Origin of the sequence: Enterobacter cloacae complex sp. S1 (assembly GCF_014930525.1) — a bacterium.
Classification (GTDB): Bacteria; Pseudomonadota; Gammaproteobacteria; order Enterobacterales; family Enterobacteriaceae; genus Enterobacter; species Enterobacter hormaechei_C.
On sequence record NZ_JADBRE010000014.1, the window covers coordinates 20,403 to 32,390 of the forward strand.

11 protein-coding genes are annotated in these 11,988 nt (G+C 57.0%); 7 read left to right on the forward strand and 4 right to left on the reverse strand.

The window, feature by feature from the left end:
- The first annotated feature begins 28 nt into the window (after positions 1-28).
- The 7 genes from IM290_RS10615 to IM290_RS10645 all read left to right on the forward strand — a co-directional run bounded on the left by IM290_RS10615 (position 29) and on the right by IM290_RS10645 (position 7,347).
- The gene (locus IM290_RS10615; protein ID WP_193042377.1) at positions 29-694 is read left to right on the forward strand and encodes an HAD family phosphatase; all 666 of its coding nucleotides are present in this window, start codon (positions 29-31) and stop codon (positions 692-694) included.
- A 297-nt stretch (positions 695-991) separates the two neighbouring features.
- On the forward strand, positions 992-2,146 hold the full coding sequence (locus IM290_RS10620) for a mandelate racemase family protein (protein WP_193042378.1): 1,155 nt from the start codon (positions 992-994) through the stop codon (positions 2,144-2,146).
- A 33-nt stretch (positions 2,147-2,179) separates the two neighbouring features.
- On the forward strand, positions 2,180-3,796 hold the full coding sequence (locus IM290_RS10625; protein ID WP_193042379.1) for an ABC transporter substrate-binding protein: 1,617 nt from the start codon (positions 2,180-2,182) through the stop codon (positions 3,794-3,796).
- Positions 3,793-4,830, forward strand: a complete 1,038-nt coding sequence (locus IM290_RS10630; protein ID WP_058687525.1) for an ABC transporter permease — start codon at positions 3,793-3,795, stop codon at positions 4,828-4,830. The genes IM290_RS10625 and IM290_RS10630 overlap by 4 nt, the downstream gene beginning before the upstream one ends.
- Positions 4,827-5,732 (forward strand): ABC transporter permease, encoded by a 906-nt coding sequence (locus IM290_RS10635; protein WP_193042380.1) that lies wholly within the window; start codon positions 4,827-4,829, stop codon positions 5,730-5,732. The genes IM290_RS10630 and IM290_RS10635 overlap by 4 nt, the downstream gene beginning before the upstream one ends.
- Entirely contained in the window at positions 5,704-6,564 is an 861-nt protein-coding gene (locus tag IM290_RS10640; RefSeq protein WP_032666825.1) for an ABC transporter ATP-binding protein, read from the forward strand. The genes IM290_RS10635 and IM290_RS10640 overlap by 29 nt, the downstream gene beginning before the upstream one ends.
- Before the next feature lie 9 nt (positions 6,565-6,573).
- The gene (locus IM290_RS10645; RefSeq protein ID WP_193042381.1) at positions 6,574-7,347 is read left to right on the forward strand and encodes an ABC transporter ATP-binding protein; all 774 of its coding nucleotides are present in this window, start codon (positions 6,574-6,576) and stop codon (positions 7,345-7,347) included.
- A 69-nt stretch (positions 7,348-7,416) separates the two neighbouring features.
- Here IM290_RS10645 and yegS read toward each other — a convergent pair whose 3' ends face one another.
- The 4 genes from yegS to yegQ all read right to left on the reverse strand — a co-directional run bounded on the left by yegS (position 7,417) and on the right by yegQ (position 11,824).
- Positions 7,417-8,316, reverse strand: coding sequence for a lipid kinase YegS (gene yegS / locus IM290_RS10650; RefSeq protein ID WP_193042382.1), 900 nt, complete (start codon positions 8,314-8,316; stop codon positions 7,417-7,419).
- 178 nt (positions 8,317-8,494) lie between these two features.
- Positions 8,495-9,094, reverse strand: coding sequence for a hypothetical protein (locus IM290_RS10655; protein ID WP_193042383.1), 600 nt, complete (start codon positions 9,092-9,094; stop codon positions 8,495-8,497).
- Between the two features lie 7 nt (positions 9,095-9,101).
- Positions 9,102-10,067 carry a hypothetical protein gene (locus IM290_RS10660; protein WP_193042384.1) on the reverse strand — a complete coding sequence of 322 codons (966 nt, stop codon included), beginning with the start codon at positions 10,065-10,067 and terminating at the stop codon, positions 9,102-9,104.
- A gap of 395 nt (positions 10,068-10,462) precedes the next feature.
- Entirely contained in the window at positions 10,463-11,824 is a 1,362-nt protein-coding gene (gene yegQ, locus IM290_RS10665) for a tRNA 5-hydroxyuridine modification protein YegQ (protein WP_017383261.1), read from the reverse strand.
- Positions 11,825-11,988: the final 164 nt, after the last annotated feature.

The window sequence follows — 11,988 nt, forward strand, 5'->3', positions numbered from 1 at the left end:
GGCAGCGTCGGGCCATTCACGGAGACGTATGATGGATGTTAAGGCGGTAATTTTTGACATGGATGGCGTCATCATTGACTCCGAAGGCCTGTGGCGTCAGGCGCAGAAAGCAGCTCTGGCAGGCTGGCGTGCTGAGGTCAGCGACGAAGAGTGTGAGTCACTGACGAAAGGCAAGCGGCTGGATGAGATTGCCCGGACCTGGTGTGAATACTGTAAACTTGAGGCCGATCCTGTAATGATTGAAGCGGCCATTCGTCTGCGTATCATCGAACTGATTGGCCGGGAAGGCAAAGCGATAGAGGGCATCTACGACGTGATGTCGTATTTTCGTGAGGCAGGTTACCGGATTGCACTTGCCACCTCTTCGTCGCATGAAATCGTGCATGCGGTGCTTAAGAAACTCAGGATGGGTCACTATTTTGAGGTCATTTGCAGCGCCGACGATGAACGCTACGGTAAACCGCATCCTGCGGTCTATCTCTCGGCGCTGCGAAAATTAGGCCTGACGGCCTCGCAGTGCATAGTGATTGAGGACAGCCAGAGCGGCTACCGTGCCGCCCTTAGTGCGGGGCTCAAAACCCTCATCGTCTCGCCAGCGTGCCATCATGCCAGCTTTAAAGATGCCATTGGCCGGTATGCGTCTATGCATGCGCTGCTGGAAACGCTTGCCGTTCCAGCCCCGGAAGCGGGTTAGTTGACTGATTTGTAAGCGCAGAAGTTTCCGCGGGTTGTTGCCGGTCAGCATATTCCTGCTTCTGCGCTTACCTTCAAATAACGTCTCCCGATCAACCTCACATTTCCCCGCGCTTTTGTGAAAATTGTCACGTCCGACCGTGCATATGCCCAAAAAATAGCCTCTCCTTAACGCGTTTTGTCCGAGGACGTGCTGATTTTTTATGCTTAAATTAGATATTGAAACGCATTTTTAAAATCATAAAACCCCTTTGTCATTTTCTGCTTCTGGGCTTATCGCCGGACTTAAGGACCGATAATGAAAATTGAATCTGTAAACGTCACCTTTTTTCAGTACCCGACGCGTCGGGTCTCTGACGCCGCGGGGCATTCGCATCCTGGGCCGGAGAGCATGGCCAAAATGGCGATGCTGACCATCACGGCAGAAGAGGGCACCCGCGGATATTCGTTCGCGCCGCCGGAAGTGGTGCGCCCCTTTGTGGTCAATACCTTCTTTCGCAAAGTGCTGGTGGGGCAGGACGCATTCAACCGGGAACGCATCTGGCAGGATCTGGCGCACTGGCAGCGGGGAAGCGCGCATCAGCTGACCGAGCGCGCGCTGGGCTTCGTTGAACAGGCGCTATGGGATCTGATTGGCCGTAAGCTCAACCTGCCGGTCTGGAAACTGCTTGGAGGCTATCGCGATAAGGTGCCGGCCTATGGCAGCACCATGTGCGGCGACGATCTGCCGGGCGGATTATCCACGCCGGAGGAGTACGCCAGCTTTGCCGAAAAGCTGGTGGCGCGCGGTTACAAGGCCATCAAGCTGCACACCTGGATGCCGCCGGTCTCTTTCGCCCCCAATCCAAAGATGGACGTCAAAGCCTGTGCCGCCGTGCGTGAAGCGGTTGGCCCGGACATTGACCTGATGATTGACGGCTACCACTGGTACAGCCGTACCGAGGCGCTGTACATCGGCAAAGCGCTGGAAAAGCTTGACTTCGCCTGGTTTGAAGAGCCGATGGAGGAGGAGAGCATGGCCTCCTACGCGTGGCTGGCGGAGAACCTCTCGATTCCGGTTATCGGGCCGGAAAGCCTGGGCGGAAAGCACCACAGCCGCGCGGACTGGATCAAAGCCGGGGCCTGCGACATCCTGCGCGCAGGGTCGAACGGCGTGGGCGGCATTTCCCCAACGCTGAAGGTGGCGAACCTGGCGGAATCTTTTGGCATGGACTGCGAAATACACGGCAACGGCGCGGCCAGCCTGGCGGTGATTGGCGCCATCAAAAACTGCCGCTGGTACGAGCGCGGCCTGCTGCACCCGTTCCTCGACTACGACCAACCGGCGGCGTACCTCAACAGCCTGGTGGACCCGATGGACGAACACGGCATGGTCAGTCTGCCGACCCGCCCGGGACTGGGCGAAGACATTAATTTTGCATATATCGAAGCCAATACCGTCAGCCACGACTGACAGATAAAAACGTACCCTACAGGCGATATATACATGAAACGATCTCCCTTAGCCGGGGCGTGCTTGCTCGCGCTCTCGCTGATGATGGGGAGCGGTGCGGCGTACGCAAAAACGCCGCCCGACCAGCTCATCATCGGCATGAATATGAACAACCTCCTGACACTCGACCCGGCGGCGATGACCGGTAACGAAGTGGTCGGCATAGTGGTCAATCTCTACGACTCGCTGGTGGAGCTGGACCCGAACGCGCTCACCAACGTCAGGCCCGCGCTGGCGACGTCCTGGGATATTTCGCCGGACCGTAAAACCCTGACCTTTCACCTGCGTGACGACGTTAAATTCCACTCTGGCAACCCGCTGACGGCGGAGGATGTGGTCTGGTCGATGCGCCGTCTGCTGCACCTCAACCTTGCCCAGGCCTCGGTGTGGAAGTCGTATGGATTTTCTAAGCAAAACATCGACAGCCAAATCAGCGCCCCCGATGCCTACACGGTGCAAATTGTTCTGCCTAAGCCTAACGATCCGCAGCTGGTGATCTACTCCCTCGGCGCGCTCGGCAACCTCGGCGTGCTCGACAGCAAAACGGTGCAGCAGCACGCGGTGAATAACGACTGGGGCAACCGCTGGCTTACCACCAACGAAGCGGGTTCCGGCCCGTTTATGCTGGAAACCTGGCAGGCGAAGGACGTGCTGCGCATGCAGCGCAACCCGCAATACTGGCGGGAAGAACCCAAAATGAGTCGGGTGGTGCTGCGTCATTTCCAGGAGTCACAAACCCTGCGCCTGATGATTGAGAAAGGCGACCTCGACGTTGCCAACAACATGGCGGTGGCGGACATTAACGCCCTGCGCAAAGACCCGCAGCTCACCGTCGAAGCCGTGCAGAAAGGCACGGTCTACTACGTGGCGATGAGCATGAAAGAGGTCCATTTCGCTAACCCGAAGGTGCGCGAAGCGGTGCGCTATCTGATTGACTATCAGGGCATCAACAGCGCGCTGATGCCGGGCTACGGCGTGCTGCACCAGCGCCCGATCAAGGCGGGTATGCCGTCCACGCTGCCGGACCCGGGCTATAGGCTCGATATCCCGCGCGCCAGAAAGCTGCTGGCGGAGGCGGGCTACCCGGACGGGTTTGACACCACCCTGCGGGTGCTGGCGGATCAGCCGTTCCTCAATATCGCCATCGCCGTGCAGTCGACGCTGATGCAGGCGGGCATCAACGCCAAAATCATCACCGGCACCGGGAACCAGATTTACGGCGCAATGCGCGAGCGCAAGTTCGACATGCTGGTGGGGCGCGGCGGTAGCGGCGTCGAACCCCATCCGCACTCCAGCCTGCGGGCGTTGGTCTATAACCCGGACAACAGCGATGAAGCCCGTCTGACCAACTTCCAGGGCTGGCGTACCAGCTTCTACGACAAGCCGCTCAATGAAATGATCGACAAGGCCCTGCTGGAGCGCGATCCGGAAAAACAGATCGCCGACTACCAGCAGATCCAGGTCCGCTACGACGAACTGATCCCGGCGATGATCCCCCTGTCACAGATGGTCGATTCGGTGGTGGTGCGTAACGAGGTGAAGAACTTCCAGTCGCACCCGTCGGCCACCACCTTCCTGCGTGAGGTCTACAAAACCGGAGGTGATAAATGAGTGTGGCAATTCTCGCGCCCGGCTCACGGACCCGGCGCTTCTCAAAGCGGTTAACGCAGGTGGTGGTGACGCTGTTCGGCCTGCTGCTGCTGACCTTTTTCATCGGCCGCGTAATGCCCGTTGATCCGGTGCTGGCGATTGTCGGACCGGATGCCGACCACAGCACCTATCAGCAGGTCTATCACCAGCTGGGATTCGACCGGTCGCTGCTGGCTCAGTTCGGTATTTACCTCAATAACCTGCTGCACGGCGATCTGGGCAATGCCCTGCTGACGGGTAAACCGGTGACTGCCGATATTCTGCGCGTCTTCCCGGCGACGCTCGAGCTGGCGACGATGGCGATTATCGTCGGTGCGGGTCTGGGCATTCCGCTGGGCGTACTGGCGGCGGCGCGGCGCAACAGCGTTTCCGACTACGTGGTGCGCATCATCAGTCTGGCGGGTTATTCCACGCCGATTTTCTGGGTCGGGATGATGGGGCTGCTGCTGTTCTACGCCTGGCTTGGCTGGGTGGGAGGCGCGGGACGTCTGGATCTCGGCCTGGACGGGTTAGTCCCGCGCCGCACCGGGCTGATGACGGTGGATGCGCTGCTGGCCGGAAACGGTGCGGTATTCTGGAACGCCATTAATCATCTGGTACTGCCAGCTTCCCTGCTCGGCTTCCACTCGCTGGCCTACATCAGCCGCATGACCCGCAGCTTCATGCTGGCGCAGCTGTCGCAGGAGTTCATTATCACTGCCCGGGTGAAGGGCTTAACTGAACGTCAGGTGATCTGGAATCACGCGTTTCGCAACATTCTCGTGCAGCTCCTGACGGTAGTGGCGCTGGCCTACGGCTCGCTGCTGGAGGGGGCGGTGCTGATTGAAACCGTCTTCTCCTGGCCGGGCTTCGGTTCGTATCTCACCGGCAGCCTGCTGCTCGGGGATATGAACGCGGTCATGGGCTGCGTGCTGCTGGTGGGGGTTATCTTCGTGATGCTGAACCTGCTCTCCGACATGCTGTATCAACTCTTTGACCCGAGGACGAAATCATGACCGTTTCTCTGGATTCGCCGCTGGGGACCGGGCCATCCGAACGCCGCCAGCGTATCAGGCGCACGCTGGGCCGCGCCGCCGGTTTTGTCGGCAAGATGGCGCGCAACCCGCTCACCGCGATTGGCGGCGGGATTATCCTGCTGCTGCTGATCGTGGCGGCCTTTGCGCCGCTGATTGCCCCGTACAACCCGCTGGTTCAGGACCTTAGCAACGCGCTCGCCGCCCCGAACGCGCAGAACTGGTTCGGCACCGACGAGTTTGGCCGGGACATCTTCAGCCGGCTGGTGTACGGCGCGCGCATCACGCTCTACATCGTGCTGCTGGTCTCCGTGACCGTTGGCCCGCTGGGGCTGCTGCTGGGCGTCACCGCAGGCTATTTTGGCGGCAGGGTGGACGCGGTGCTGATGCGCGTCACCGATATCTTTATCTCCTTCCCGAGCCTGGTGCTGGCGCTGGCGTTTGTCGCGGCGCTCGGGCCGGGGCTGGAGCATGTGGTGATTGCGATTACGCTCACCGCCTGGCCGCCGATTGCCCGTCTGGCGCGCGCCGAAACCCTCTCTCTGCGCCAGGCCGATTTTATCTCCGCCGTGCGGCTTCAGGGTGCTTCCCCGATGCGCGTGCTGTGGCGTCACATTGTCCCGCTGTGCCTGCCGTCAGTGATTATCCGCATCACCATGAACATGGCGGGGATCATTCTCACCGCCGCCGGGCTGGGCTTTCTCGGCCTTGGCGCACAGCCGCCGGAGCCGGAGTGGGGGGCGATGATCTCCAGCGGTCGTACCTACATGATGGCGTGCTGGTGGGTGGTGACTATTCCGGGGCTGGCGATCCTTATCAACAGTCTGGCGTTCAACTTCTTAGGAGATGGCCTACGTGACATCCTCGATCCTCGTAGCGAATAACCCGATGCTCGACGTGCGCGATCTCCACGTCGATTTTATCAACGGCGGCGCGGTCACCCACGCGGTGCGCGGCGTCTCTTTCCAGCTCGGACGTGAAAAGCTGGCGATTGTCGGTGAATCCGGTTCCGGTAAATCTACCGTCGGGCGGGCGCTGCTACGCCTGCATCCGGCCAAAGCGCAGATCCGCGCCGCGCGGATGCAGTTTGGCGATGTCGATTTACAGGCCGTCAGCGAGGCGCAGATGCGCGGCATTCGCGGCAAGCGCATCTCGATGATCATGCAGGACCCGAAATACTCCCTTAACCCGGTGGTCTGCGTGGGCGACCAAATTGCCGAAGCCTGGCTGACCCATCATCCGGGGCGCAAGGCGGAAGCCAAAGCCAGAGTGCTGGAGATGCTCGACGTGGTGCGCATTCGCCAGCCGGAGCGGGTGTATCACCTCTGTCCGCACGAGATTTCCGGCGGGCAGGGGCAACGCATCATGATCGCCATGATGCTGATCGCCGATCCGGAGCTGGTCATTGCCGACGAGCCGACTTCGGCGCTGGACGTGTCGGTGCGTTTGCAGGTGCTGGGCCTGCTCGACGACCTGGTGCAGTCCCGCGGTCTGGGGCTGATCTTTATCAGCCACGACATCAACCTGGTGCGCAGCTTCTGCGACCGGGTGCTGGTGATGTACGCCGGACGGGTGGTGGAGTCGATTGCCGCGAAGGATCTGCACAACGCCAGGCATCCCTACACCCAGGGGCTCATCAGCGCGCTACCGGAAATCAACCATCGCCGACCGACGCTGCCGGTATTACAGCGTCAGGCCAGCTGGCTCACCGAGTAAGGAGCAGAGATGATCGAGATACAACACCTTAACCTGACGTTTGGCGAGGGCGAGAAGCGTAATCAGGTGCTGGACGATGTGAATATCAGCGTGAGGGAGGGGGAGATTTACGGCCTGGTGGGGGAGTCCGGTTCGGGCAAAACCACGGTGCTGAAATGCCTTGCCGGGCTGTTTACCCACTGGGAGGGCGAGCTGGCGATTAACGGCAAGCGGCTGGAAAAACGTATCAGCCAGGAACGCTGCCGCCGGGTGCAGATGGTATTTCAGGATCCGTACGGCTCTTTGCATCCGCGTCACACCATCGGCGATATTCTGGAAGAGCCGCTGCACATTCACCGCATAAAAGATCGGGAGCGGCGCGTTCACGCCCTGCTGGATAAAGTTGGGCTTAACCGGGCGTTTCGCGATCGCTATCCGCACCAGCTTTCCGGCGGGCAGCGCCAGCGCGTGGCGATTGCCAGGGCGCTGATTCTGGAGCCGCAGGTGCTGCTGCTGGATGAACCTACCTCGGCGCTGGACGTCTCGGTGCAGGCGGAAATCCTCAACCTGCTGGCGGAACTTCAGCGTGAGTCGAACCTGACCTACCTGATTGTGACCCACGATCTGGGCGTGATTGCCCATCTGTGTCAGAAGGTGGCGGTAATGCAGTATGGCAAAATCCTAGAAAGCCTGACGGTGGACGAACTGGTCGCCGGGCAGGCCAAAACCGACTATACGCGGATGCTGGTCAATGCCTCACAGCAGTATTCCCGCGAGATGGCGCGGGAGGTGGCGGTGTATTAGGTAGCCGGGTGGCGGCTACGCGATCGGTCCTGTAGGCCGGGTAAGGCGTAGCCGCCACCCGGCAAACCATCAGCGCAAGAGCTGACAATCCGGCGGTAATCGGCACTGCAATGCGCCCGGAACAACTTCGATGCGGAATTTCTCTCCGCTCAGCGGTTCGCCATCAAGGTTAAAGGTCATACCGTGTGGGGCGATCACTTCAAACCACGCGGATTTCCCGGCGATGATATTGGGGCTCTCCTCTGGCTGCGTCAGCGTCGTAAACAGCGCGGGCAGCAGCCCGTCGCCGGTAAAAATGCGCAGCTGTAGCTGACCATCATTAATCAGGGCTTCCGGGCAAAGCTGCTGTCCGCCGCCTGCCTGACGTCCGTTGCCGATACCAATCACCAGCGCGTCGCCCTGCCAGTGGAAGTTCTCACCGTGGATTTCACAGCTGTCGGGCTTGAGGGTGTCCATGCGCATCAGGCCGTGAATGAGGTACGAGACGCCGCCCAGCGCGGCTTTCAGCTTCTCCGGCGTTTCGCTGGTGATCCGCGTGCCGAAACCGCCCGTTGCCATGTTGATAAAACAGGTTCTTTCATTCACCTGTGCAATGTCGACGGCGGTCGCTTTCCCGAGGATAGCCAGTTGCAGTGCTTTGCCTAAATCCTCAGGTATGCCGGCGCTGGTGGCAAAATCATTGGCGGTACCGAGCGGTAAAATGCCCATCACCGGGCGATGTGCTGTGTTGAGGTCAATAAGCGCGCCAGCGATCTCGTTGATTGTTCCGTCGCCGCCGCCTGAAATGATGGTCTCAGCACCTAACCTGATGCCTTCGTCGATATAGCGTGCCGCATCGCCTTTTTCAAAGGTCACCCGCACGTGAATGCGCGCGCCATTTTCACGCAATTCGGTGATCGCCTGGCGCAACAGATCGTTGCCTGCACTTTTGCCATTGAGAATTAATAAACTGTCTGGATAGGATGCCATCCGGGTTGCTCCCTTTTTTAACTATAGAAAGAGTGTATCCCAGAGAAGGAAAAAGCGGGTAAGAACAGGATGAAAGGCAAAAAATAAGCCCGCGTAAGGGGGCCTTTGAACCCGACCAAAGAACCCCGTAGCGCTTACATAGCTGTTACTGACACTCAAATGGCAATTGTGGTCAACGTTAGAGGCCTGACGTTGGCCTTGCCTCAATTTTGAGCTGCTTACGCCAGACCCGATTATGTAGCGTTAGCGCAATTGAACGGTAAAAAATCGATGAATCCATCCACTTAATGTTCAGACAGAAAAAACCCAGCCCCAACAAAGAGGTTATTTGCGGTGTGTAGTTCTCAACAGGGCCGATTAAAAGCGAAATCCCTGTCCAGATGAAATAAACGATGCTCATTATGCCTGTCAGCGTAATGACGAAAATATGCAGTTTATATCCAGGCAAAGATCCCCGTGTAGTCAGAAACATCGTGCTCATCACTACCAGACAATACACAATTGCTGCAATGAATACTCCCATCATAACCTTAAATTCAGCTAAGCCGAGCCAGCGAAACAGCAACAGCCAGAGGGAAACTTGCACCATGGCGTAGCAAAAAATAGCAAGTAATGTGCTAACTGCCAGAGGAATCCCTGTCGTATGTACGCCCACAGGAACGCCGAACTGATCTTTTAATTCTTCTTTTAATGTTTCAAGCTGGTGGAGATCATCGGTCGCCATTTTACTGTTAACCAAGGCACTTAATGTAAGGCTATTTTTAATGTATTTCATCATGGACGGGTCAATAACTTCCTGTAAATGAAAAAGACTGAATTAAACCAAAAATGTATTTACCCGTTTGTGCAACATTCTGCGGATTTCTGATATTTCCTGAGATAGCACTTCCAACAAAGGCAGAGGAATTTGAAATGGTGTTCAGCAACTCACGCTGTAAGAGCAACTGCAACGCTTCTGACGGATAACGTTTAGGATACACGCCTGCTTTCATTGCGGCTTTTACACCTGAATTCGAGATGCCGGGATTGCGGATACGAATAATCTCCTCTGTTAATCGCGTACGGTCAGCCCGGCTCATTTTTTGTAATAAAGAGAGCAAACTCTCAGACGATGAACGGTTAAGAAGGCGATAGGTCAATACAGCGCTTTTTAAACCCGCAGCAGCCCCGGCAAGAGAAATCGCATCCAGGGCTGTGTTGGTTGCTGTATACCACTCCTGGGAGTCCATCCACGCAACATAGTCATCATGATTCATAGCAATCAACGACAGGCGGCCAAGCCCATTTGCACATTGAATTCCTGTCGCAACACCACCGGCCAAGATCACAGCGGCTATAGCACCGGAAGACCCTGCGGTGAGTGGAATAGCCATGCCGGCACCTGCCGCAAGAACAACAGTAAGTATTGCGGCTCCGCAGGAAATTGCCGTTGAACCAATTTCAGTTGCCAGGGAAGGGGACTTAATCGTCGCCGTTGTTGCCTGAACAGGGTTAACTAATGAGGCATTTACTTTGGTTATGACTACATGACTAACCGAGCTTTCGTTTGGTGTCGCAATTCTTCTTGATGGCCGTACTAACCACTGACGTGCACCGTCTGAGTAGATAATCCCGGCCTGATTAAAATTTCTGCTACAGTCCAGTTGACCTGAAAGTGCTGTGAAATTTATATCGCAGCCAGAGGCAAGACCAAGACTGCGTGCGATTTCGTAATCTGGAATATCCTTTGAAAACTGACCTGGGAATGTCACTTCATCTCTCTCCGTCCAGGTGAATCGTTGGCTGTTATTGAATCAAGAGTAAGGGGGCTGCCATCTCTTACAATTAGGAATGTTCCGAATAGTTTTCATCCTTCTCTAATCCATTAAAAGATGGGATACAGATCCTTTGTCTGTACGATTCCCTTATATGCTATGCCAAATGCCGACACGACCCCCCACCAGGTCAACGCAACTCCATTTTAACTTTCAGGGGAAAAAAAATAAGCCCGCGTAAGGGAGATTACGCAGGCTAAGGAGGTGGTTCCTGGTACAGCTAGCATTTATGGGTTATGTTTTTCAGCGGGGGGATAATACCCGTATTGAACGAAGCGGTATGTGATCCGATTCTAAGAATTATCCCAGCGTGAAAAAATCCCGTTGATTGACTATTTGCCGTGTGGATTTCGGGTATTTTCACCTTCAAAATTACGCATCAGCAGCGCAAACTCCAGCTCTACCTCTTCAGGAACCGGCAGCCAGACCACATGGCCGTCGCCAGGTGCGACCTCTATCGCCTCACCTTTTTTGTTTTCCAGGTGCTCCAGGCGGAAGTTCATGTTGCCCTGAGGCGTCATCAGCTCCAGGCTGTCGCCTTTAGTGAATTTGTTTTTTACGGCGACGGCGGCCAGCGGGCCTTTACGCTCGCCGGTGAAGTCGCCTACAAACTGCTGGCGTTCGGAAATCGAGTAGCCATGCTCGTAGTTCTGGTAGTCGTCGTGGGTGTGACGACGCAGGAAACCTTCGGTATAGCCGCGATGCGCCAGACCTTCCAGCGTTTCCAGCAGGCTGGTGTCGAACGGTTTACCGGCTGCGGCATCGTCGATGGCTTTGCGATACACCTGTGCGGTACGGGCGCAGTAGTAGTAAGACTTGGTGCGGCCTTCGATTTTCAGGGAGTGTACGCCCATCTGGGTTAAACGCTCGACGTGTGCGATGGCGCGCAGATCTTTGGAGTTCATGATGTAGGTGCCATGCTCGTCTTCGAAGGCGGTCATGTATTCGCCCGGACGTTTGGCTTCTTCGATCATAAACACGCTGTCGGTAGGCGCGCCGATACCCAGCGTTGGCTCAACGTTGGTGACCGGGATCGGCTCGTGTTTGTGCACGATATTGCCGATGTCATCTTCTTTGCCTTCCTGAACGTTATATTCCCAGCGGCAGGCGTTGGTGCAGGTGCCCTGGTTCGGGTCACGCTTGTTGATGTAGCCAGAGAGCAGGCAGCGGCCGGAGTAGGCCATGCACAGCGCGCCGTGAACGAAGATTTCGATCTCCATATCCGGCACCTGGGTGCGGATCTCTTCGATCTCTTCGAGGGACAGCTCGCGGGACAGAATGACGCGGGTCAGCCCCATCTGTTTCCAGAATTTCACCGTTGCCCAGTTGACGGCGTTAGCCTGCACCGAGAGGTGAATGTCCATCTCCGGGAAGTTCTCCCGAACCAGCATGATTAAACCCGGGTCCGACATGATCAGCGCGTCCGGCCCCATCTCCACGACCGGCTTCAGGTCGCGAATGAACGTTTTCAGCTTGGCGTTGTGCGGCGCGATGTTCACCACCACGTAGAATTTTTTGCCCAGGGCATGCGCTTCGTTGATGCCGAGCTGAAGATTCTCGTGGTTGAATTCGTTGTTACGCACGCGCAGCGAGTAGCGCGGCTGGCCCGCGTAGACGGCGTCGGCACCATAGGCGAAAGCGTAACGCATATTTTGCAGCGTTCCCGCCGGGGAAAGGAGTTCCGGTTTAAACATGTTTGTTCTCGTTCTGATGACAGGTCAGATCCGCGTGCACCTGGTGCAGCGGTAAGGGGAGATCCCCCACTTTAAGGGCGGGCATTGTAGCGCTGCGGGGAAGAGAGGTAAAGCTTTGCCCCTCACCCTAACCCTCTCCCCTTTGGGGCTGAGGGTTCCCCACA

Excerpts from the sequence above, each read along its gene's own strand:
- yegQ (WP_017383261.1), bottom strand. The coding sequence starts at position 11,824 with ATGTTTAAACCGGAACTCCTTTCCCCGGCGGGAACGCTGCAAAATATG.
- IM290_RS10645 (WP_193042381.1), top strand. The coding sequence starts at position 6,574 with ATGATCGAGATACAACACCTTAACCTGACGTTTGGCGAGGGCGAGAAG.
- IM290_RS10615 (WP_193042377.1), top strand. The coding sequence starts at position 29 with ATGATGGATGTTAAGGCGGTAATTTTTGACATGGATGGCGTCATCATT.
- IM290_RS10625 (WP_193042379.1), top strand. The coding sequence starts at position 2,180 with ATGAAACGATCTCCCTTAGCCGGGGCGTGCTTGCTCGCGCTCTCGCTG.
- IM290_RS10620 (WP_193042378.1), top strand. The coding sequence starts at position 992 with ATGAAAATTGAATCTGTAAACGTCACCTTTTTTCAGTACCCGACGCGT.
- yegS (WP_193042382.1), bottom strand. The coding sequence starts at position 8,316 with ATGGCATCCTATCCAGACAGTTTATTAATTCTCAATGGCAAAAGTGCA.
- IM290_RS10630 (WP_058687525.1), top strand. The coding sequence starts at position 3,793 with ATGAGTGTGGCAATTCTCGCGCCCGGCTCACGGACCCGGCGCTTCTCA.
- IM290_RS10635 (WP_193042380.1), top strand. The coding sequence starts at position 4,827 with ATGACCGTTTCTCTGGATTCGCCGCTGGGGACCGGGCCATCCGAACGC.
- IM290_RS10655 (WP_193042383.1), bottom strand. The coding sequence starts at position 9,094 with ATGATGAAATACATTAAAAATAGCCTTACATTAAGTGCCTTGGTTAAC.